Below are 23,443 nucleotides of genomic sequence, written 5' to 3'. Positions count from 1 at the left end.
CTCCCAGGGTTGGATTTTAAAGTAGTGGGGATTTCTAAATGTTATTTGGCTTTTTATTTTTGATTGAGATTTGCCAAGTCACGATGCTGATTGCTTGTTGAATCGTTGGAGAACAGGGTTCCAATCTGTTTACCGGCGAGAATATCAAGAATAACTCTGGGATCCTTGCCATTGGCCAAAACCATTTGGCGGTTCTCATCCAGCATTCGTTTCGCTGCCAATAATTTTGTTTGCATCCCACCGGTTCCAAAGCGGCTTCCGGAGCCACCGGCGACTGTGAATGTTTCTTCGTTAATATGATTAACGGTGGAAATTAGATTGGCGTTGACATACTTTTTAGGATTCTGATCGTAAAAGCCGTCAATATCTGATAAAACAATCAGTAAGTCTGCGTTGACATGACTGGCAACGATTGCAGAAAGTTGGTCATTATCGCCAAAAGTTGTTTTGTGATCCAATTCGTCGGTGGCAACCGTATCATTTTCATTAACGATTGGAATGACGTTGTCGTTGAGAAGACAATTGAATGTATCCATGACATATTTATTGCTTTTGGGATAATCAAAAATATCATGGGTGAGCAGAACTTGCGCAATGTCTGTTAAGTAATGGTTGAATCTTTGGGTAAATAAAGTCATGAGTTCCGATTGACCAATTGCTGCCAATGCCTGCTGGGCACCGATCTCTGTCGGTCGTTTTTTAAGGTGCATTTTATTCAGGCCGACACCAATTGCACCTGACGAAACTAGAATCAATTCCTTGCCCTGATTATTTAGCGCACTGAGTGTGTATGCTAATTGGTCGAAAGTTTCCAAATTAATGGCACCGCTTGGGTGGATGAGACTACTGGTTCCTACTTTAACAACGATTCGATTTGCATTAATAGTTCGATTATTCATATTTGCCACCTAAATTTCTTCTTTCATTTTACACAAAAAGCCTTACTTTGAATTGAGACACCCAATTAGGGCGGTACCATTCTCATTCAAAGCAAGGCTTCACACTTTTTGATTTCATAACGGGAAAATCCGTGTCTGATTAAGACATAATCGTAATAGAAGATAGGATTCGTGCTCTTAAGCGTTTTTCAGCAGTCAACGCTTTCTCTGTAGTCGCACTACTTGGTCTTCCAAAGTAGCCTCATCATATATAATTAAAGTTCAAATGTCAACTGAACAAGCTGAATAGTGAATAAATGATGCCAAATTGTGATTCTTAAAATTGGTTCCGATATGATAAAAACAGCTTTAAGGCAACTAAATAAGAACAAATAATTTTAGCTAAAGCAAAAGAGGTCGGAACGAAAAGTTCGACCCCTATTGAACTAATAGCCGATTTGGCTTTTTGTCCGTTTAATCCAAGTTCAACGCCTTACCGTATACCCAGTATTTTTGAACACCGTTATCAGTTGAGAAGCGAATACGATACCAGGCACTGCCGGATGATTTTGTGCCGATATTATCGATATATACTTTCTTACCGATGGTCGCACCTACTGATGACCATGAATATGACTTAATATTAGCCCTTGAATTTTTTACATGGTTATATAGCTTATAAGATTTATATTTATCTCCTAATAGCGCCTCGTCATCGGCTGACTGATACGAAACTTTATCAAATGCCTTCTTTTCGTGTGAGCCAGAAATGTTGTCGTACGTTGTTTTTACAAGCTGATAAAACTGTGCAAATGTATAACTCGAACCAAAATAGGTTTTACCCATTGATGAGTAATAGGCAGTTGGATCGGTATGATCTGTGCCTCCTAAAAACTTGGAGATGCCTTTGTGAGACCAAACGGTTCCTTTACCATCATAGGCGGCATCATTTGGCGTTAAACCATATTTATCCAGAATATAGGCCGTGTAGTAAGCTGAGTTTGCAATCTCATGTGCAAAGGCTGACTTACTATGAACGCGAACCTGTTCAAACTGGACAAACCGTGCGTTTGCTGGATATCCGGCACCCCAAGCCAGATAGTCTGTGTTCGCGATGTTGATGATTCGACTGGCATCAACAAATGTGTGAACAAAGGCAGCCCGATAGTTGCGTTTCATGTATGCAATTTCGTTGTAAATCGTTGAACTTGGGTTTGCGGTTTCATGGACGACAACCCCTTCAGGCTTACCAGTACCGTGGCGGTAACCATTTTTCGGAAACCCGCCCCAAACAGATGATGTTACATCAGCGTGGTCAATATTGTTGTTTGCGATATATGTGTTGACACTTTCGGCATGGGCACTGTTGCCGTATGAAAAAATCCCCACGGCAGCAAATGAAAGTGCACAAACTGCCTTGATTAAATTTCTTTTTTTCAAAATAATTTTTCCCTTCAGAAGTTTGATCGGATTACTTTTAAATGATTGGATGATGTTTCGGTTTTTAGTTAAATTTAGTCTGGTTTAAATATATCAAATATTTACATTCTTACTTGATTACGCTTAGTAATATAAACGATTTAGCGTAGTAGATTCAAGCAGCAAGAAAGCCCGTAATCAGTGATTTAACGCATGATTACGGGCTTTTGACGACTTATTGTCAATCATATTAAGAGTTGTTGACAAAATAATAAAAAAGCGGTTTAAATCCTATTATATCAGACTTTATCCATTGTAATATTATTTTGATAATGGCTTTCTAGTTGCGAGCTTTTTTTCACATTTCGGGCAGATGCCAGTTACTTCTAATTGTGTACCGGTAACGGTAAAACCAACTTTTTCCCTGGCTACTTTCTGAACATGTGCCACGATATCAGGATATGATTCGTCAAAAATATCAAAAATCTTACCACAGTTTTCACAAATTGCGTGGTAATGGGGCACACCGAAAAAATCATATCGAAGGCCGCCATCTTTATTAGGCAGCTCAATAACCAAGCCATTATCAACGAATAGTTTGAGTGTGTTGTAGATGGTAGCGACACTTAAATTAGGCAGCTTTTCGTCAATGCCGTCTCGAATCGTTTCAACGGAAGGATGATTATGATGGCCGATCAGGTAGGTCAAGATAATTTCACGCTGGGGGGTTATTCGAATCCCTTTCTTTTTAAGTCGTTTTAATGATACATCCAATTGTTGTGTGTTGGTAGCCATAACGCGATTCCTCCAATACCTAGTGGAAGGTGGTAAGTTTTTAGAACTTTAACCGGTTCCCAGTGCTACTTTGATTCTTATTTTAGAATTATTCTAAACTATATTAACAAATAAATCAATAAACTGAGCATTATTTTACTGATTTTTTATTAGTTGGCAGTTGATAGGTCTAATTCAAAACGGTGACGGTCAAGGGGTTCAAAGCTGTTTTCTTTGAGGATACTTGAGATTACGGTAGCAGGAGCATTTAAGTTTACCTCTAATTTAGTGAAATCAAAATGATCTTTTGCGAATTCTACGACGCGTTTGATGACTTCACTTAATCCTCTGGCTTCATTTTTAACGAATGTAAAATCGATAATACCGGTTTTGTCATCGCGATTGAATCCGGAAATCGTTATTATTCCCTTAAAAGAGCCATCGTTTGAATCGGTAATTCCCCAAGTTAGTTCTGTGGCGTTCATCACACGTTGCATGACATGATTAATGCCTTTAACCGTATCGAAGATTTGATTTGGTAGTTTTTCTGCAGAAACGGTTGTAAAGTTTGGTTGATTAAAAAGATCATCAACGCGTTTAACTTGAGTTTGTGTTAACCAGTCCAGTGTGTAATGGGCTGTTAAAACCGGGTGAAATTTTTCAAATGAATCCATAATGAGCATCCTTTCGTGAAAAAGCTTACATAATGTATTTTGATTAACTTCTATCTGTGGCATAATGTAGACATAAACAAATTCTGGAGGCAAAACTTTTGATAGAAAAATATTTGATTGGAACTTATACCAGACGAATCAGTAAAGGTGTTTATCAGCTTGAATTGGACACAGACAATCAAAAATTGCAGAATTTACAGTTTGTTGGTGATGCAATTGACCCCACGTATGTTGCTGAATCTAACAGTAAGCGGATTTATGCGATTACCAAGGTTAAAGATAAAGACGACAATGTAACGGGTGGTTTTAAGGAGTGGGATGGCAAGTCTGAAGATTTTCCATTAACGGATATTGCCTCGATTCACGATCAAGAAACATCGCCAGCCTACATTGCTGTTGATGAGACACGCAAGTTGGTATTTACGGCCAATTATCACGCCGGCACAATTTGTACTTACAAGATTGCCGGTGATGGTGCCATTACCCGTGCTGATAGAATCATGGATAAAGGAACATTGGGTTTTCGGCCCGAACAACAGGATGGCCCGCATCCCCATTATATTAATTTAACACCTGATAATCGAGTAGTTGCAGTGGATCTTGGTGTTGATAAAGTCTTTATTTATGATCTTGATGATAGTGGCAAATTAACCCCTGTCAGTGAATTACAAATGGAAGATGGTTATGGTCCTCGGCATATCGCCTTTGATGAAAAGAAAGGGGTTGCTTATCTGGTTGGGGAACTGAGTAGTCATTTAGCTGTTTTGGATTATGACGAAAAAGCAGGGAAATTAACACTAAGAAGTATTTCATCAACAATTCCCGAAGACTGGACCGAGCATAACGGCGCTGCTGCAATTCGGATTTCGAAAGATGGCAAATTCGTTTATGTGTCCAATAGGGGAAATAATACAATTGCCGTCTTTAGTTCAGATGAGAAAGGTAATGTACAATTGATCCAACGTATCTCAACCGAAGGCGATTTTCCACGCGACTTTAATTTCAGTGACGATGAATCATTTGTGATTTGTGTCAATCAAAATTCTGATAACGGAACGTTGTACACACGAGATGCTCAAACTGGTAAGCTGACAATGATCCAAAAGGACGTTAAGGTACCAGAACCGGTTTGTGTATTGAGAAAAAAGTAAGGTTAATTGTCAACAATAAAAATCAAGAGGTCGAAGCAAAGTGACTTTGTTTCGGCCTCATTTGATTGATCTATGCTGTCATTTAGCCGAAACGTGTAATAAAAAAGCAACTTCCGGCCATATAAGCCAAAAACTTAAATATCCCAAGTTCGGGAATATCAGATGGACATTTTTAGCCAGCTGAAACGTGCACCAAAAAACTGATCCCGGCCATATAAGCTAATAAAACAATAACCCAAATCCAGGGTTATTGTTGATGTATGCTGTCATTTAGCTGAAACGTGTGATAAAAAAGCAACTTCCGGCCATATAAGCCAAAAACTTAAATATCCCAAGTTCGGGAATATCTAAGTTTTTGGCTTATATTCTGGAAGTTAACCGCTTTTTTTCACACTCTCTAATTTACCTTCGTTTCAATCATTCCCAAGCCATCAATTTCACTTGTGAAGACGTCTCCTGATTTAAGGAATACCTGTGGATCCCTTCCTACACCGGTACCACTTGGTGTTCCTGTGAAGATCAAGTCTCCCGGGTATAACTCGATGACACCTGAAATATATGAGACTAATGTTTGAATATCGAAAATCATTTGACTAACAGTTGCCTGCTGCATGATTTCACCGTTGATCTTGGTCGTAATTTGCTTTGAAACAATGTCGTCAGTATCGGCAATTGTTGAGATATAAGGGCCAACCGGTGAATAATTACGATATGATTTTCCGAGATCGAACTGGGTACTTGGACCATCGATTGCTTGCAAGGTGCGATCTGAAATATCCTGACCAACCATGTAGCCGGCAATGGCGTCCTCAGCATCTTCCCGACTGATATTGCGGCCACCGTTACCGATGACAATAACCAATTCGGATTCCCAGTCAACAGTATCACTACTCAAATGAATAGCATTTGTTGGACCGGCAAGAGAACTGACAAATTTATTAAAAACGTTTGGCCGTTTTGGACGGGCAGTTGACATCTCCTCCATATGATCAAGGTAGTTAAAGCCGAGCGCCGGTAATTGACGGGGATGGGTAACGGGCTGCTCAAATTTTTTAGGATCAAGCGGCTCAGCGCGATCGTCATTAATAATGGCCTTGTCTGAAATATTGATAAGTACTTTGGATTCGAAGCTCTGCCAATCGTTCAAGATATCGTCGATTGAGTCATACCCAGTGATTGGCACACCCCAAATTTGATTATTCTGTGGCGCGACAAACGTTGGCTTATGATCATACATTGCTAATTTCAAACTGAATCCCTCCTGGCATAATTCAATGAATGAATAGTGATACTAGTATACACCTTTGGTCTTAATTTCGGAACTGCTTCCAAAAGTTTTGGAGCTGATTTTCCAACTGTTTGGGATTATTTGAAACTTGGATGTTTGCCCAGTGTTTTGGGAAGATTTTTCGGTATCTGGTTTGATTAAACCGACGATCCATTAAAACGATAACCCCTTTATCGGTGTTGGTACGAATCACTCTTCCTGCAGCTTGACTTACATTATTAAACCCCGGAAGCTGATATGCAAATGAAAAGCCCTCACCGTTGATTGAATCAAAATAATCACGGATTAAATCAGATTCAGCGTTCATCCCAGGAAGGCCAACACTTACGATTCCAACGCCAATCAGTTGGTCATTCTTTAAGTCGATTCCTTCAGAAAAGATACCACCAAGCAAAGCAAAGCCAACTTTGGTTTGCTCCGGAGTCTGGCGAAACTCATCTAAAAATTGCTGCCTGGCAAAATTATCCATTGTCGATTCCTGTCTAACGGTCTTAATTTCCGGATATATAGTTGAAAATTCAGACAAAACAGCATCAAGATAATTCATGGACGGAAAGAAAATCATGTAATGCCCTTTTTTTTGAGAAACAAGAGTAAAGATGGTTTCACAGATCGGTTGAATACTCTTGCCCCGATTTGCGTAGAGTGTATTAATATTATTGGCAATGATAACCTGGCAGTTTTGCTGGGGAAACGATGAGGTGGAAATCATTGGCAAACTGTCTGCTTCATCTCCCAACACTCTTTGATAATAAGAGATTGGACTAAGCGTGGCTGAGAAAAGTATGGCAGCCCTTCCTAAACTCAAGCTCTCTTTCAATTGCTTACTGGGATCCATACAGAACTGTCGAAAAATAATATCATGATGATCTTCGTCAACGATCACACGGGTACGGTAAGTTTCGTCATAGAATTGGGAAATCAAATAGTAGCTTCGACATTGTAGATAATAGTCAACAACCAGATCAACGGTTGGGGAAGGTTTTTGATTTGCCAACCATTCATGTATTTCAGCAATTAAATCTCCGAGTGTCTTGTTAAAATTATCAATGGGGGCGGTTTGGGCAATTTGGCGGCTTACAGTTTCACCAGCCTCTTTACTGTACCTTTTAAAGGCGCGTTTTAACGATTCCAGCTTCTTGATGATTTTTTTATTGGCTTCTTTTTGTTTCGAGAGTGTGTCGATCAGTGGCTTAATTGGACTTAGTTTCAAAGCTGCCGAGTACATTTCACGGGAGCGCTGTACTAGGTTGTGAACCTCGTCAACGAGAAAACAATTTTCTTTATCCGGAACGGAAAAGAACCGCTGTAAGTGGACTTGGGGATCAAACAGATAATTGTAGTCACAAATAATAATGTCGCAAAAGAGGCTGACATCGAGTGAGTATTCAAAAGGATCAACCTTGTGCTTCTCGGCGTATTTTTCGATCGTTTGTTTCGTGATTTGATTTTCATTTAAAATAATATCTTTGATTGCCGGTCGCACCCGATCATAGTAACCTACCATGTAGGGATTCTTTTCGGGTGGGACATCCCGTTCTTCTTGAAATGTTATTTTGTCTTTAGCGGTCAGGGTAATACTTTTAAGTGTCAGTCCATTTTTGGCCATGAGTGAGATGGTGTTTTCAGCTACATGACGTGTACTTTGTTTGGCAGTAAAATAAAAGATTCGGCTAATTAGTGATTCACCCATTGACTTAATGGCCGGAAAGAGAGTAGAAATGGTTTTACCGGTTCCGGTCGGAGCTTCGATAAATAAATGCTTTTCCAGCATAATTGTTTTATAAACGTTGACAGCAAGCTGATGCTGGCCCGGACGATAGTTTGTGAACGGGAAACGAAGTGCTTTAGCCGATTTGATACGTTGCTCATTTAATTCCCGGCGAAGTTTAATCCAAGCTTTATACTCGGCAACCAACTCATTGAAGAAAGATGTTGCTTCATCTTTGGTGTAAGATTTAAACCTGGTCGTGATTCTTTCGTCGGGAGTTTGAACGTATGTCAGTTGTAATCGAATGTCGTCAAGCGCATCTTTTTCCATTAAAATATAAGCGTAGACTTTTGCTTGTGCCCAATATAATTGAATGGTTGACTCCGGAACCGATTGGAATTCCAAGTCCGAAGTTTTGATTTCTTCAATTAGAACGGTTGAATCCTGATAATCAATTCCGTCAGCCCTGCCTTCGACAATGTACTCGTCCTCTAAATATTGAAATGAGGTTTTCAGGCTGACTTCGGATTGATAACTGTCGGGACGCCTTTTTTGAAGCTTACGATGGATTCTACTGCCCTCTTGAGGCGTATTTTCACTTGATGTAATAGGGCTTAAATCGCCGGTCCTGAGTAAAAACTCAACGAGCTGGCGGATGCCGATTTGATGAACTGTCATGGTATTCCCTTCACTGGTCTAACTTGAACGTGTGTTCCAATCTATTATACGTTAAAATGAACATTGAGTGTCATTGTATTTCAAAAATCATCTTGATACAACTTGAAAATGAATTAGACGGAGGAAGACTATGAAGCCGGTTTTTGGTCAAATTGTTAGAAAAAAGGGTCAATCTTATTTTTCACTTGGGGAAGTCGTTACAAATAATCCACAGCTTATTTTGGACAATGTTAACTACATAGGCAAAAAGAATTTTGTGATTCATATTAAGTTTGGTGCGGGGATTACCAGAAATGTCGTTCTACTGGTGAAATTAACTGACAGACAACTACCCGGGTATTTAACGAAAACAAACCTTGATACGTATCAAAGTGCGGTTGAAAGTGGGGACTTTTTGTTACTGAATACGGATTCTGAAGATCTAAACGGGTTTCAGCTGGTTGAGGAATTGGAAATTGAGGATCCTGGAGATGAGCAGATTGCTAATCTGGCCAGTATTCGTGAAAATACCATTCAGTTTGTTGAAAAGTATCTCAAGGATCTTCAAACGAAAATTGATAAATTATCACAGCGAAAAGCGAATCATTATTTTTCAAGTAAGACGCATTATGAACAGGTTAAAGACTTTCTATTATCCGTTTCGCAGTTGATGGATCTACGAATGAAAATCAATCAAGTCCGCCAGGATGAGTGGCGGTTGAAATTGAGACTGGGAGGCCAATAAAATGATGGATCAGGTTAAATTGCAATCGATTATTAAAACCTTTGCCGAATATAATATCAAAATTGAAGCTCATGACATGACAATAACGGCGATTAACGGCGAATCGGTCAGCTTTGACGCCAAAGCGTATATGCAGGATCAGTTGATTGAGTTGATCTGCAGGGTGATGGCAAATCAACTGATTAAGGCAGTGTGGCAGACAGAACATTAAATCAGTGTGTGGATTAAATCGATAAATCATTGAAAAACAAAAGCTCGTAAGATCCGCATCATTAAGGCTGCGGATCTTACGAGCTTTTGTTTTTGATTAGGCTTCCTGTTGCTTTAAGTCGTTTACAAAGTTTAAATAATCTTTTTGTTCACCGGTATCGGTAATCTCAGCATGTTGCAACTGATTTGCGTGTAAATCAGTTTCTGGGATTTCAACCTTGTGTGTGAATGTGGCGTTTCCAATTAAATCGATGTGATAAGAGCCATCGTCATCATGAACCCGCGTCTTAACCATGCCCCCCGGATTATAAACAGAAATGGTTTCTTCGAAGTCGCTTACTTCTGGGTGATTGAGGCAGAAAGCAAGACTAGTTGCCGACATACCGGTTCCACAAGCATTTGTAAAACCGACACCACGTTCATAGGTCCGAACAAATAATTGATTATGGTCTAGGATTTGGGCAAAGCTGACATTTACACCATCAGTAAAATATGGATTTGGCTGATTCAGTTCTTTGCCTAATTTTCCTAAAGCGTCCGAATTCATGACCTCTTCGCTGACAAAGCTGATTAGATGTGGGTTGGGAACTGCGATTGCCGTGAATTTTAACCCCTTGGTAAATGCCGGTACTTCACGGTCAATCAAAGTATCACCGTCAAGATTGTCAAAGGGGAGGCTTTCTTTGTTAAAAGTAACCGGTGATATTTCCACACTAAACGTTGGAACACCTGGTGCAAGGCTGGTTTCACGATGGACGGCCAGATCGCTGTCCATTGTTTCAACTTTAAATGAATTCTGATGGTATTTATCTGACAAATAGCGTGAAACTGTGCGTAACCCATTACCGCACATTGACGCAATACTGCCGTCTGTGTTAATGACCTGCATGCTGCCTAAAGTGCCATCATGATCAGAATGATCAATCACTAAAACACCATCGGCACCATCGAGAAGTCCTTTGGCCGGATCAGTAATCTGCTTGGTGAGTGCCACCAATTCTTCTTGATTTAATTTCGTTTTCAACTCGGTTTGATCCAAGATAAAGAATTGATTTTGTGAGCCATGGACTTTTAGTAATTGCACCATAATTGTGCCTCCATATCATAAGTTCTATAAATTAAATGCTTGATGAATCAAGGCTGGCTTGAAGTTCTTCAGCGGCCATTTCACCTGATTTAAAAAAATTATCGTAAATATACCTGATCGCATTATCGGCGTCGGATTCACGGGTTCCCAACATAATTGAGATTCGTGAAGCCCCTTGGTTGATCATATGAACGGCAATGTGATGAGTTGCCAACGGCCGAATAATGTTCTCTATTGTTCCAATTCTAGCACGCATTCCTTCACCAACAACCATAATGATCGCATAATCGTCAATCCATTCCATATCATCCGGATTAACTGTGTTTTGAATATCATTGCACATCTTATGGATGGTCTGGTCATCGAGCTGATTGCGATCGAAAATAATCGTTAGGTCATCAATTCCTGATGGCATGTGTTCATAGGAAACACCATATTTATAAAGGATCTGAAGAATTTTAAGCGTAAAGCCGACTTCCTTGTTCAACAGATACCGGTGTAGATAAAGAGCAGCAAAGCGGTTTGAACCGGTAATTCCTGTTACGGGACGTTTAATTGAGAGGTCCTTTTCAGGCACAATCAATGTGCCGGGAAGTTCAGGGTTATTTGTATTTTTAACGTTGATCGGGACTTGTCCTTGAATGGCGGGAATAATGGCTTCGTCGTTGAAAACGGAAAAGCCGGCATAGGATAACTCACGCATTTCACGGAACGTCATTTTAGAAATCGGGATTGGATTTTTAACGATTTTGGGATTTGCGGCATAAATAGCATCAACATCAGTAAAGTTTTCGTACAGGGAAGCGTGAAGGCCACGCGCGAGGATTGACCCTGTGATATCGGAGCCACCACGCGCAAACGTCACGATATTGCCATCTTTGGTAAAACCAAAGAAACCGGGGAAAACCAACTTTTCATCACCGTATTTCAATTGGTCTAAATTAGCGTAGGTTTCTTCAAGGATTGAGGCACCGTTTGGATTGTCTGTTAGTAAAATACCGGCTTCCGAAGGGTCGACAAAGCGGGCCTTTGTGCCAAGTTTATTAAGACATGCCGCGAATAATTCCGCGTTGAGTCGCTCACCGTGTGCCTTAAAAGCAGCCATGAGGTAATCGTCATTCGGATAAGCCTTATTAGGCAAAGCAATCAGTTTTGAGTGGATATCTTCCAAAATGTTTTGATCAACACCAAAACCATTTCCGATTTCCTGGTAACGCGCAAAAATAGCGGAAGCATAATCATTCTTCTTTTCAGCTAACGTTGCATTGGCATATTTGATTAGAAGATCTGTGACTTTGATGTCACCGGTGAATCTTTTTCCCGGTGCTGATGTGACGACGACCCTTCGTTGCGGATCATCTTGGATAATTTGAATCACTTTTTGGAACTGCGCCGCATCTGCCAGCGAACTTCCACCAAACTTAACAACTTTCATCTCAATCGTCCACTCCCTGTTTTCCCATAAATTAAAAATTTAGTTAAAAATCGTTAAGTCGAATTTTAGCACATTTTGAAAACTAGTAAAGTCTCGTGAAAAAATTAATAGTAACAAATAGATATGGAGACTGGTCATTTTGAAACGTTATGCTGAGCTGTGACGCGTTAAGATCATCATGTGACGGAAAGATGTTAATTTCAAAAAAATAATATTGGAAAGTGATTGATGAGTAATTTTTTCTGAAAAATGACGAGAAAAGTGTATAATGTTTATTGTAATTAGTTCATTAGTTGCTTAAATTTATCATTTTGTTTATCTTTACGACTTTCATTGCTGTGTTAGAAATTGATTTGTGCAAATTTGCATTAAAAGGTTGACGGATGATGAGAAGCATTATAAACTGATTAGTAAATAATCATTAGAGGTTGCAACCAACAAGAGTAATTAGTGGAGTTCCTGCTTGAACTTTGAAGCTAATGAAAGGGGCGGTTGCCGAAGCACCAAGGGAAGCAGACCTTGGCGCGCTGGGACTTAGCTTAAGAGGCTATGGACTGTCGCAGCGAAAATCGTCAGCTGCGGGGCGCTAACGACGACAAAATTGATAAAGAATATTAGAGCACTTAAAATTCTGAATCTCTTTGTTTAGTTAGCCGCTGAACAAAGAGATTTTTTTGTACCCTTTTTGAAGATGAGTTGGAGGAAATTTAAATGAGTAGTGATATCAGTCAAATTCAGATTAATCAAGCCGGACATTTGGAAATCGGTGGTGCAGATGCACTTGATCTTGTCAAAAAATACAAAACCCCACTGGTTGTCTATGATGTATCGGCCATCAGAAATCAAATCCATCATTTTCAAAAGGTGTTTGAAGACAATCATGTGGATTATGCGGTTAGTTACGCAAGCAAAGCATTTGCCTGCATTGCGATGTTCCAACTGGTCAATCAGGAAAATGTCCATATCGACGTTGTTTCAGGAGGCGAATTATATACCGCTATTAAAGCGGGCTTTCCAATGGATCATGTCAGCTTTCATGGTAATAACAAGTCCGTTGAAGAATTGGAAATGGCTGTTGATCACCAAATCGGGGTTATTATCTTGGATAATTTCCATGAAATTGCTTTGCTAAAGCAGATTTTGAAAGATAAAGATGCCCACATTAATGTGATGTTGCGAGTAACGCCAGGCGTCTCTGCCCACACTCATGAATATGATCAAACCGGTCAGACAGATAGCAAATTCGGTTTTGATCTGCAAAGTGGTCAGGCTCGTAAGGCCTTGGATGAAGTATTGGCTGACCAACGGATGACAATGCTCGGCATTCACGCCCATATTGGTTCACAGATTTTTGAAGTAAAGGGATTTGAACTGGCTGCCACAAAGTTGATTGATACAGTCGGTCAGTGGCACAAGGAAATCGGGTATGTGGCAAAAGTCGTTAATGTCGGCGGTGGGTTTGGTATCCGCTATACCGAAGAAGATGATCCGATTGCACCGGAAATGTTTGTTGATGCGATTGTTAAAGCAATTAAGAAGCGAGCCGGGGAGTTGGCACTTCCAATGCCGGCTGTCTGGATTGAACCGGGCCGGTCAATTGCAGGTCCTGCAGGCTACAATCTTTATACTGTCGGCAGTCGAAAGGACGTTCCGGGCATTCGCTCGTATGTCACGGTTGACGGTGGCATGGGCGATAATATTCGACCAGCCCTTTATCAAGCTGAATATGATGCAGTTTTGGCTAATGATCCCAAGGCACCGGCTAAAGAGACGGTACGGGTAGCCGGCAAGTATTGTGAGTCCGGTGATATTTTAATTCAAAAGCAGGCGTTGCCTCAGACCAAGCCGGGAGATGTTTTGGCAATGCTGGCTACCGGTGCATATGGATATGCGATGGCTTCCAATTATAATCGAAATCCAAGACCAGCCGTTATTTTTGTTGAAAATGGTCAAGATAATTTGGCGATTCGTCGAGAAACGTTTGAAGATCTGATTCGACTTGATCAACCACTTGAATAAGGTAAGTGTGCGGAACAAAGCGGTTAGCGTTCGGAGTGTAAGACGTTCATTTCGGAAATCCCGGTTTTGGATTTTTGAAATGAATCTCTTACATGCAGAACGTTGCTTTGAGAAGCAGTCCTAAGCCAAGTGTGCGGAACAAAGCGGTTATCACCCAGAGCGTAAGGCGTCAAATTGGGGAATCCCGCATTTGGATTTTTCAATTTGATCCCTTACGTGGCGTGGTGATGCTTTGAGAAGCAGTCCTAATTCAGACAACTATATAAAAATCATAAAACTACTACTTATAAGGGAGACTTTATTGCAATGGAACAACTAAGTGCACGGGAAATTATTGAGTATATCGGAAATGCCGAGAAGAAGACGCCGGTGAAAGTTTATGTTAAGGGTGCTCTTCGAAAAGTTGAGATTCCCAAATCAATAGAAGCGTTTGTTGAGAAACACACTGCCGTTTTGTTTGGCGATTGGAAGGACGTTGAGCCTTTCCTGAAGGCAAATAAAGATCAGATTAAAGACACGAAAATCGAATCCGATGCAACAAATTCCGCCGTTCCATTGCTGGATGCCAAAAATGTCAATGCCCGTATTGAGCCGGGGGCTGTCATTCGAGAGCACGTCACAATTGGCGATAATGCTGTCATTATGATGGGCGCTATTATCAATATCGGGGCCGAAATCGGGGCAGACAGCATGATTGATATGGGCGTCGTGATGGGTGGCCGTGCAATTGTTGGTAAGCATTCACATATTGGTGCCGGTGCGGTACTGGCCGGTGTGATCGAACCGGCTTCTGCCCAACCGGTTCAAATAGATGACAATGTTCTGATCGGCGCCAATGCAGTTGTCATTGAAGGCGTTCACGTTGGTGAAGGTGCCGTTGTGGCAGCCGGCGCGGTTGTGACTGAAGATGTAGCACCATATACGATGGTTGCCGGTATGCCGGCGAAGAAAATCAAGGATGTCGATTCCAAGACTAAGTCCAAGACAGAGTTGGAAGACGATTTAAGAAAGCTGTGATTTAATGGCCCAATTAACAACGGAAAACTTAATTGATATTCGCAGGCACCTGCACGCGCATCCTGAATTGGCTATGCATGAGTTCGAGACTCATCAATATCTGTTAGCTGTCATTAAGGGGGTTAACCAGCAATATCTTGAAATCCGAGAGGTTCCTGACCTACCAACCGCATTACTTGTGTATATTCACGGAAGTGATCCCAAGCGGACGATTGGTTATCGAACCGATATCGATGCGTTGCCCGTGACTGAAAAAACAGGGTTACCATTTGCTTCTAAAACACCCGGTGTGATGCATGCATGTGGCCATGATATCCACATGACGGTTGCGTTGGGCGTTCTCAGCTGGTTCAGTGAGCATCAGCCAAAAGATAATATGGTGTTCTTCTTTCAACCGGCAGAAGAAAGTCAGAATGGCGGTAAAGTTGCCTATGAACAGGGCGTTTTTGCCGGCAAATGGAGACCGGATGAATTTTACGGACTGCATGATAATCCCAACTTACCCGCGGGAGCAATTGGCTGCCGCATGGGCACGCTATTTGCGGGAACAACGGAAGTCAATGTTGATTTGATTGGAAAAAGCGGGCATGCGGCTTATCCACAGGATGCCAACGACATGGTGGTTGCGGCGGCTCAATTTATTAACCAGGTTCAAACAATTGTTTCCCGAAGCGTTAACCCGATTGAGGGCGGTGTAATTACATTTGGGAAGTTGGATGCCGGGACCATTCGAAATGTGATTGCCGGGCAAGCCCGAATTGAAGGAACTATTCGTGGTCTCACCCAGAAAATGATTGAACACATTGTTGACCGACTCAAACAGGTCGCCAATGGAGTGGCAACCAGTTATGGTGCAACTGTCAACATTGCTTTTAACCAAGGTGGGTATCTTCCCGTAGAAAATAACGATGAATTGACAAAACGATTTATCAATTTTGCTAAGCAGGATCCGCAAACACAATTTATTGAAACTCAACCGGCAATGACCGGTGAAGATTTCGGGTACTTATTATCAAAAATTCCCGGCACGATGTTTTGGTTGGGCGTCGAAGATGATTCAGCATTACACGCTGCTACTTTGAATCCAAAAGAATCGTCGATTCCTAAAGGCGTCAATTCGATTGTTAGATTTCTTGAGTTCAGACAGGGTGAATCGGTTTTATAAAAAATTGGAAGACTATTGAAACTAAGAATATAGAAAGTAGGGATTTTTATGATTAACGCAGATATTATGACAGCAATTATTACCCCATTTAGTGATGACGGTACGATTAACTTTGACGCACTTGAGACGTTGGCAAATCACTTGATTGATACTGGTAGCAAAGGCTTTGTAATTGGTGGTACGACTGGCGAAACACCAACCTTAAGTCATGATGAAAAGATTGAATTGTACACGCGTTTTGCTAAGATCGTAAATGGTCGCGGCGTTGTTATTGCCGGTACAGGCAGTAATAACACTTACGAAACCGCACAATTCACTTCAGAAGTTAGTCACATTCCCGGTATTGATTACGCGTTGGTTGTTGTGCCATACTATAACAAACCAGATCAAAGAGGGATGATCGCCCACTTTACAGCGGTTGCTGAACAGTCGTCGGTTCCGTTGATCATTTACAATATTCCAGGCCGAACCGGTGTCACAATGGCAAACGACACGGTGGTTGAGTTATCAAAGAATCCTAATATTGCCGGTGTAAAGCAGTGTACGTCAATGGATGATTTCGAATATATCGTTGAGCATACCGATGATGACTTTAACGTTTTCACGGGTGAAGATGCTCAGGCACTCTTTGCAAAAGTCGTTGGTGGCCGTGGTGTTATTTCGGTTGCCAGTCACATCTATGGTAAGGAAATTCGTCAAATGTATGATGATCTCTATGATGGCGACTACAAAGCAGCAGGTGACCTAATGAGGTTCTTAAGCCCAAAGATCAAAGCGCTTTTCAGTTATCCGTCACCATCACCTGTTAAGGCTGTCCTAAACGCTCAGGGATACCATGTTGGCGATTGCCGTTTGCCAATCCTGTCATTAGACGATGAAGAAAAGGCCATCCTTGCAAAGAGATTGGGAATCAGAGACCTGGAGAGTGTGCAAAACTAAGCGGTTGGCGTTCGGAATGTAAGTTTCTGATTTTTTGCAGCTTGCGTTCGATAAATTAACAATATTTAATTACACAAGGAGTTTACTATGATAAAGGTTCTAGTTGCTGGCTTCATGGGATCGATGGGCCAAAAAACGGTTCAAATGATTAATGAAGACGATAATTTTGAGTTGGTTGGTGCCTATAATCCAGGTATTGATGTTGCCCATATGCAAGGCATGGGTCTTAATAAGAACGTCAAATTATTTAGTAGTCTGGACGAGATTGAGACCGATGCAGATGTTTGGATTGATTTTACAATTCCGAGTGCGGTTTTTGGTAATGTTAAATTCGCGATTGAACATGGCATTCATCCGGTTGTCGGTACCTCAGGGATGAAAGATGACCAGATTCAACAATTACGGGAATTAGCAGACCAAAAGAAGGTTGGGGGGATCATCGCACCCAACTTTGGGTTATCAGCAGTTCTACTGATGAAATTTGCAAAAGAGGCTGCTCAATACATGCCCGATGTTGAAATTATCGAAATGCACCATGATGATAAGCTGGATGCGCCGTCTGGAACGGCCCTTTCAACTGCACAGATGATTGACGAGGTTCGTGGAGATCATCCGGCTCCAAAATCCGAAGAAACGTTAAAAGGCGTTCGTGGTGGCGATTATCATGGTATAAAGATTCATTCGGTCAGGCTTCCGGGTTATGTTGCTCACGAGCAGGTCTTGTTTGGGGGCACGGGAGAAGCATTGACAATTCGCCAAGACTCGTTTGACCGCGGCTCATTTATGAACGGTGTTAAACTTGCGGTACCTGCCGCGGCAAAAGCAACCAAGTTAATTGTTGGTTTGGAAAATATTTTATAAGCGAGACGGAGGATATTATGCCAGAGTTAGATAAGGGACTTTCAGAAGTTGTTAATAAGCACATTAAGGCAGTCGGACCTTCAGGTATTCGAGAATTTGATCAGAAAATTTCGTCAATTCCCGGAATTGTTAAATTGACACTTGGTGAACCGGACTTTAATGTACCGGAGCATGTCAAACAGGCGGCTATTAAAAGTATTGAAGATAATAAATCCCATTATTCGGTTCAAAAGGGGATTATCGAATTACGACGTGCCATCAGTCGTTATTTAAGTAATCGTACCGGTGTTGATTATGATCCCGAAACAGAGATTGTGGTGACAGTTGGTGCAACCGAAGCCATCTTTTCGGCATTAACATCAATGCTGAATCCCGGAGATAAAGTGATTGTCCCTACACCGGCTTTTGCGTTGTATTTTCCAATCATTCAGGTTGCCGGCGCCGAATTGATTACAATTGATACATCGGATGACGGCTTTGTTTTAACTCCTGAAAAACTTCAAAAAGCACTGGATGAAAACGGGGATCGTGTCAAAGCAATTGTCTTGAACTATCCATCAAACCCGACCGGTGTAGAATATTCCCAAGAACAATTGCAAGCCCTGGCTGATATTATTTCAAAGCACCACATGTTTGTCTTGGCTGATGAAATTTATAACGAATTGACGTATGGCGTTAAGCATTATTCAATCGCAAAGCTTTTGCCGGGTCAAACCATTGTGGTAAATGGTCTTTCGAAATCTCACGCGATGACCGGGTATCGAATCGGTTATTTTGCGGCACCAAAAGATTTTGTCACTAATGCTGCAAAAATGCATGGCTTTGCTGTTACCTGTCCTTCAAATCCGGCTCAATATGCAGCTTTGGAAGCTTTGACAAATGGTTTGGAAGATGCGGTTCCAATGCGTGAACAATATAATAAGCGCCGTGACTACATTGCTAAGCGTTTGGAAGAAATGGGAATGGAAATTGCATTGCCTCAAGGCGCTTTTTACATTTTTGCAAAAATTCCTGATACAATAAACGAAACACCGGTAGAATTTGCGACTGATCTTGCCGAAAAAGCCAAAGTCGGTGTTGTTCCCGGGTCAGCCTTTGGACCTGGTGGTGAACGCTATATTCGAATGTCATATGCGGCCTCGGACGAAGATATTAAGTTGGCAATGGATCGGATGAGCGCTTATCTGTTGGATAGGGTGAAATAGAGATGCCACAAAGATGTCGGAAAGACACTTGTGATTCGCTTAAGATTAAAGTATGATTATATTATAATTAGAGTTTCTACAATAAGGGAGTATTTTGAGATGAGAGAATTTAACGTTGCAATTTTAGGTGCTACTGGAGCCGTTGGAACTCGGCTGATTAGCCAGTTGGAACAATCAACCATCCCCGTTAAGAGTGTTAAGTTGCTTGCTTCGGCTCATTCTGCAGGAAAAAAGCTTAAATTCAAGGGCCGGGATGTGACCGTTGAAGAAGCTAAGCCTGAATCATTTGAAGGCGTTGACTTGGTATTGGCATCTGCTGGAGGTTCTATTTCCAAGAAATTTTTGCCAGAGGCTGTTAAACGTGGTGCGGTCTGTGTTGACAATACCAGTGCTTTTCGGATGGAGCCGGAAGTTCCGTTGGTTATTCCAGAAGTAAATGAAAAAGCGTTGTACAATCATCGAGGAATTATCTCCAATCCAAACTGCTCAACAATTCAAATGGTTGTTTGCCTTAACCCGATTTATAAGAAATATGGGTTAAAGCAGGTGATCGTTTCAACCTATCAGGCAGTTTCGGGTGCCGGTCAATCTGCTTTAAATGAATTGATGGAAGAATCCCAACAGGTATTAAACGGTGAAAAGACCGATCCAAAAATTCTACCGACAAAAGGTGATAAGAAACACTACCAACAAGCCTTTAACCTATTGCCACAGATTGATGTCTTCGAGCAAGATGGTTATTACACTCATGAAGAATGGAAAATGATTCATGAAACCAAGAAGATTATGTTGGATGATATGGATGCCAAGGATATTAAGGTAACCGCTACTTGTGTCCGGGTTCCGATCAGAATTGCCCATGGTGAAACGGTCTACTTTGAAGTAGCCGATGACAATGCAAATACCGATGAAATTAAAAAAGCCTTGGCTGATGCACCGGGCGTTGTTTTGCAAGATGATACGGCACATCAAATTTATCCACAACCAATTGAGGCAGAAGGCAAACGGGAAACATTTGTCGGACGGGTTCGACCGGATTATGAAAATGAAGGCAGCTATCACATGTGGGTTGTTTCTGATAACCTTCTAAAGGGTGCTGCATGGAATACGGTTCAGATTGCTGAACGATTGGTTGCTGATGATTTGGTTCGAGTTCCTGATAATCCATATTTAGGCAAATAAAGATGTGTTCAAGGAATAGTTAAATTTCTAATGCGCGTTTTAGTTAAATAATGACGTTTCACAAGAGATCGAGACAAAGCAGCCTTTTGCCCGATCTTTTTTTATAAACCGATATTTATCGATATAGTCTAAAAAGATAGATGATCCAACACGTTTCGGGATGTCCTACTTGTAGGTATGCCGTCAAATATCATATAATATTTTTATAGTAGATCTAAATTGTTTTAAGGTTCGTCTAATTTTATTAAAAGAGAGGTTGATACATTGAATGGAACAGAAAATTACTGAGGCTCCTCCCGAACAGGGCTTATGGCAGGATTCTACTGAGGAATTGGTTAAAGAATATGGGACTAATTCTGAAAATGGATTAGGTGAGCAGGAAGCCGAGAAACGATTAGCTCAAGGTGGCTATAATGAATTAACAGTTAAGAAGCAAAGCAAGCTGGTTAAATTCATTGCCCAGTTTAATAATAGTATTATTTATATACTGATAGCTGCGGCAGTCATTACGCTTCTGCTTCGCCACTATTCTGATTCATCTGTTATCGGGATTGTGATTATTGCAAATGCGTTTATTGGATTCTTTCAAGAAATCCAAGCAGACAATGCGTTAACCAAGATAAAAGAATTATTGGTTAGTCAAAATTACGTTGTCCGTGATGGTCAAAAGATTGAGGTTCCGGCTCGAGAATTAGTTGTTGGTGATTTGGTGAATTTGGAAGCGGGAGATGCGGTTCCTGCTGATATGCGGTTGATTTCAGCTGATAATTTACGAATTCAGGAATCAACGTTAACTGGTGAGAGTAATTCGGTTGAAAAGACCGAGGATCCCATTGATAAAGCATCCGTTCCGTTGGCCGAACGTTCCAATATGGCTTATGCTTCAACAGCGGTAACACAAGGCTCCGGAATGGGGATTGTCGTTGGAACCGGTTCGAGAACCGAAATCGGTAGTATTCAGCAAAGTGTTTCTAATGTTAAGACTCAAGTAACGCCGTTAATGAAAAATTTAAATAAATTAGGCGTTAATTTATCAGTTTTTATCGTCGTAATTGCAGTTTTACTCTTCATCCTTGGTTTATATACAAAAATTTATAGTTTACCTGTTCTAACGATCGCCATTATCACCATGGTTGTTGGATCGATTCCCGAGGGGTTACCCGCATCAACATCCGTTGTTTTGGCACGGGGTGTTCAAGTCATGACTAAACGAGGGGCAATTGTTAAAACATTGCCTGCTGTTGAAACCCTTGGAGCGGTTGATATTGTTGATACGGACAAGACAGGGACACTGACCAAAAACGAAATGACGGTAACGGACGTTATTACCCATGATCATCACTATCAAGTAACAGGTACAGGATTTGTGGATAATGACAAGGGCGTTTCGGGTAATGTTTTACTGGACAGTCAAAAAGTCGACTGGCAAAATGATCAAAATTTTGTTGAGTTGGTTAAAATTGCCGGAACAACGACCGATGCCGAACTTGTTCAAACTGATGGTGAGTGGCGTTTGACGGGTGAACCAACCGATGGGGCTTTAACAACCCTATTTCATAAATTAATGGGGCGGGCTCCCGAAGTTGACGAGCTGGATACGTTACCTTTTGATTCGGCTTATCGTTATAGCGCCCGCTTGATTGATGATGACAAGCAGCATAATGAATTAATGGTTAAGGGTGCTCCTGGAACGATTTTTGATATGGTCAAGTCAAGCCATCCTGATTTTGATTCCGATTCTTGGTATGAACAGGTTAACAAGTTAACCGATCGGGGATTACGAGTTGTGGCATTGGGTTGGAAAGATGTTTCCAACAGCGAAAATGAAATCGTGATGGATGATATTTCTCAAGGCATCCAATTAAGTGGCATTGTTGGTATCATGGATCCGCCCCGTGAAGAAGTCATTCCGGCCATTCATCATTTGCGACGGGCAGGGGTCAAGGTTAATATGATTACCGGTGATCATCCTGATACGGCAACCGCGATTGCCAAGAAACTGGATTTGGATGAAAGCATTCATGCGATTACCGGTCCGGAGATTGACAAGATGTCCGATGAAGAATTAAGTAAAGAAATTGGTCGATATAATGTTTTTGCACGGACAACACCTGCAAATAAATTACGAATCGTTCGTGCACAGCAGGTTAATTCGAAAATTGTTGCGATGACCGGCGATGGTGTTAATGATGCACCGGCATTAAAGCAAGCCAACATCGGTATTTCTATGGGAATTAAAGGAACGGACGTTGCCAAAGAATCCGCTGATATGGTATTGGTTAAGGATAGCTTTACCACTATCGTAGATGCCGTCTCTGAAGGTCGACATGTGTTTGATAATATTCAAAAAACAATTCGATTCCTTTTACCAACAAGTTTTGCTGAGGGACTGGTTGTTTTGATCAGTATGATTATGGGACAGGAATTACCGCTATATCCAACCCAGTTGCTTTGGATCAACACCGTTTCTGCTTTGACCATTCAATTCGCATTTATTTTCGAACCCGCAGAGGAATCGATCATGGTGCGAGGACCACGTGATGTGACTAAGGGGATTTTGGGCAAGATGGACGTTTTTGAAATTGTCTATGTGTCAGTTTTGATTTCGTCACTTGGTATATTCACCTTCGACAAGTTTGTCGATGCGAATATATTGAACCCGGTTCTGGGCAGTACCATGGCTGTTAACATTATCATCTTCGGTAAAATTTTCTATCTCTTCAATATTCGTAATTCGTATCCGATCATTTCCAAACACTTCTTTGAAAATAAGATGGCCTTTGGGATTATCGGAATTCTACTAGCCTTACAAGCGTTCTTGGTTTACGCACCATTCATGCAGGGCATCTTCCATACAGCTACAATTAATTTCTATTACGGTTGGGTTGTTCCGGCAATCTGTGGATTTGTTGTGCTGGTCGTAACGGAAATTATTAAACTGATTCGGATTCAATATCGAAAACGTGCGGGGCAGGCTACAAAGATTCGTGAATAAAAACAAAATCTAGCTTTTAAAAAACGTTGAC

At 41.2% G+C, this 23,443-nt stretch carries 19 protein-coding genes and 1 riboswitch; of the genes, 11 read left to right on the top strand and 8 right to left on the bottom strand.

Features of this window, described 5'->3' with window-relative positions:
* Positions 1 to 53: 53 nt before the first annotated feature.
* The 4 genes from proB to GQR93_RS12230 all read right to left on the bottom strand — a co-directional run bounded on the left by proB (position 54) and on the right by GQR93_RS12230 (position 3,808).
* Positions 54 to 899, bottom strand: a complete 846-nt coding sequence (gene proB, locus GQR93_RS12245) for a glutamate 5-kinase (RefSeq protein ID WP_004466357.1) — start codon at positions 897 to 899, stop codon at positions 54 to 56.
* Positions 900 to 1,352: 453 nt separating this feature from the next.
* The gene (locus tag GQR93_RS12240) at positions 1,353 to 2,318 is read right to left on the bottom strand and encodes a peptidoglycan recognition protein family protein (protein ID WP_004466358.1); all 966 of its coding nucleotides are present in this window, start codon (positions 2,316 to 2,318) and stop codon (positions 1,353 to 1,355) included.
* A 300-nt stretch (positions 2,319 to 2,618) separates the two neighbouring features.
* Entirely contained in the window at positions 2,619 to 3,092 is a 474-nt protein-coding gene (locus GQR93_RS12235) for a Fur family transcriptional regulator (RefSeq protein WP_003635435.1), read from the bottom strand.
* A gap of 149 nt (positions 3,093 to 3,241) precedes the next feature.
* A complete protein-coding gene (locus GQR93_RS12230; protein WP_004466362.1) occupies positions 3,242 to 3,808 on the bottom strand; it encodes a hypothetical protein in 567 nt (188 codons plus the stop codon).
* Between the two features lie 35 nt (positions 3,809 to 3,843).
* Between GQR93_RS12230 and GQR93_RS12225 the strand changes: the two genes are divergently transcribed.
* Positions 3,844 to 4,896 carry a lactonase family protein gene (locus tag GQR93_RS12225; RefSeq protein WP_004466364.1) on the top strand — a complete coding sequence of 351 codons (1,053 nt, stop codon included), beginning with the start codon at positions 3,844 to 3,846 and terminating at the stop codon, positions 4,894 to 4,896.
* Positions 4,897 to 5,293: 397 nt separating this feature from the next.
* On the opposite strand, the gene GQR93_RS12220 is transcribed toward GQR93_RS12225, so the two are convergent.
* Both GQR93_RS12220 and GQR93_RS12215 read right to left on the bottom strand, forming a co-directional pair.
* Positions 5,294 to 6,145, bottom strand: coding sequence for a fumarylacetoacetate hydrolase family protein (locus tag GQR93_RS12220; RefSeq protein ID WP_004466366.1), 852 nt, complete (start codon positions 6,143 to 6,145; stop codon positions 5,294 to 5,296).
* A 61-nt stretch (positions 6,146 to 6,206) separates the two neighbouring features.
* Positions 6,207 to 8,573 (bottom strand): ATP-dependent DNA helicase, encoded by a 2,367-nt coding sequence (locus tag GQR93_RS12215; protein WP_004466368.1) that lies wholly within the window; start codon positions 8,571 to 8,573, stop codon positions 6,207 to 6,209.
* A 130-nt stretch (positions 8,574 to 8,703) separates the two neighbouring features.
* Between GQR93_RS12215 and GQR93_RS12210 the strand changes: the two genes are divergently transcribed.
* Both GQR93_RS12210 and GQR93_RS12205 read left to right on the top strand, forming a co-directional pair.
* Entirely contained in the window at positions 8,704 to 9,297 is a 594-nt protein-coding gene (locus tag GQR93_RS12210; protein WP_004466370.1) for a hypothetical protein, read from the top strand.
* 1 nt (position 9,298) lies between these two features.
* The gene (locus GQR93_RS12205; protein WP_004466372.1) at positions 9,299 to 9,508 is read left to right on the top strand and encodes a hypothetical protein; all 210 of its coding nucleotides are present in this window, start codon (positions 9,299 to 9,301) and stop codon (positions 9,506 to 9,508) included.
* A gap of 96 nt (positions 9,509 to 9,604) precedes the next feature.
* Here the strand turns inward: GQR93_RS12205 and dapF are convergent, their stop codons facing one another.
* Both dapF and GQR93_RS12195 read right to left on the bottom strand, forming a co-directional pair.
* Positions 9,605 to 10,594: a diaminopimelate epimerase gene (dapF, locus tag GQR93_RS12200; protein ID WP_004466374.1), complete on the bottom strand. Its 990-nt coding sequence runs from the start codon at positions 10,592 to 10,594 to the stop codon at positions 9,605 to 9,607.
* 31 nt (positions 10,595 to 10,625) lie between these two features.
* Positions 10,626 to 12,029: an aspartate kinase gene (locus GQR93_RS12195; protein WP_004466376.1), complete on the bottom strand. Its 1,404-nt coding sequence runs from the start codon at positions 12,027 to 12,029 to the stop codon at positions 10,626 to 10,628.
* Positions 12,030 to 12,443: 414 nt separating this feature from the next.
* Positions 12,444 to 12,626: riboswitch (Lysine riboswitch) on the top strand.
* A gap of 114 nt (positions 12,627 to 12,740) precedes the next feature.
* Between GQR93_RS12195 and lysA the strand changes: the two genes are divergently transcribed.
* From lysA to GQR93_RS12155, 8 genes are all read left to right on the top strand, one after another.
* A complete protein-coding gene (gene lysA / locus GQR93_RS12190) occupies positions 12,741 to 14,048 on the top strand; it encodes a diaminopimelate decarboxylase (protein WP_004466378.1) in 1,308 nt (435 codons plus the stop codon).
* 306 nt (positions 14,049 to 14,354) lie between these two features.
* A complete protein-coding gene (gene dapD, locus GQR93_RS12185; protein ID WP_004466383.1) occupies positions 14,355 to 15,065 on the top strand; it encodes a 2,3,4,5-tetrahydropyridine-2,6-dicarboxylate N-acetyltransferase in 711 nt (236 codons plus the stop codon).
* 4 nt (positions 15,066 to 15,069) lie between these two features.
* Positions 15,070 to 16,230: an N-acetyldiaminopimelate deacetylase gene (locus GQR93_RS12180; protein WP_003558994.1), complete on the top strand. Its 1,161-nt coding sequence runs from the start codon at positions 15,070 to 15,072 to the stop codon at positions 16,228 to 16,230.
* A gap of 48 nt (positions 16,231 to 16,278) precedes the next feature.
* Positions 16,279 to 17,169 carry a 4-hydroxy-tetrahydrodipicolinate synthase gene (gene dapA, locus GQR93_RS12175; RefSeq protein WP_004466386.1) on the top strand — a complete coding sequence of 297 codons (891 nt, stop codon included), beginning with the start codon at positions 16,279 to 16,281 and terminating at the stop codon, positions 17,167 to 17,169.
* Positions 17,170 to 17,256: 87 nt separating this feature from the next.
* Positions 17,257 to 18,030, top strand: coding sequence for a 4-hydroxy-tetrahydrodipicolinate reductase (dapB, locus tag GQR93_RS12170; protein WP_004466388.1), 774 nt, complete (start codon positions 17,257 to 17,259; stop codon positions 18,028 to 18,030).
* Positions 18,031 to 18,047: 17 nt separating this feature from the next.
* The gene (locus GQR93_RS12165; protein WP_004466390.1) at positions 18,048 to 19,235 is read left to right on the top strand and encodes an aminotransferase class I/II-fold pyridoxal phosphate-dependent enzyme; all 1,188 of its coding nucleotides are present in this window, start codon (positions 18,048 to 18,050) and stop codon (positions 19,233 to 19,235) included.
* Between the two features lie 99 nt (positions 19,236 to 19,334).
* A complete protein-coding gene (locus GQR93_RS12160) occupies positions 19,335 to 20,417 on the top strand; it encodes an aspartate-semialdehyde dehydrogenase (protein ID WP_003559001.1) in 1,083 nt (360 codons plus the stop codon).
* Positions 20,418 to 20,685: 268 nt separating this feature from the next.
* Positions 20,686 to 23,412, top strand: coding sequence for an HAD-IC family P-type ATPase (locus GQR93_RS12155; RefSeq protein ID WP_004466392.1), 2,727 nt, complete (start codon positions 20,686 to 20,688; stop codon positions 23,410 to 23,412).
* The last annotated feature ends 31 nt before the right edge of the window (positions 23,413 to 23,443 follow it).

Origin of the sequence: Lentilactobacillus hilgardii (assembly GCF_009832765.1) — a bacterium.
GTDB lineage: Bacteria > Bacillota > Bacilli > Lactobacillales > Lactobacillaceae > Lentilactobacillus > Lentilactobacillus hilgardii.
Note: the sequence above shows the minus strand (reverse complement) of the source record. Positions and strands in the feature narration are given on the sequence as shown.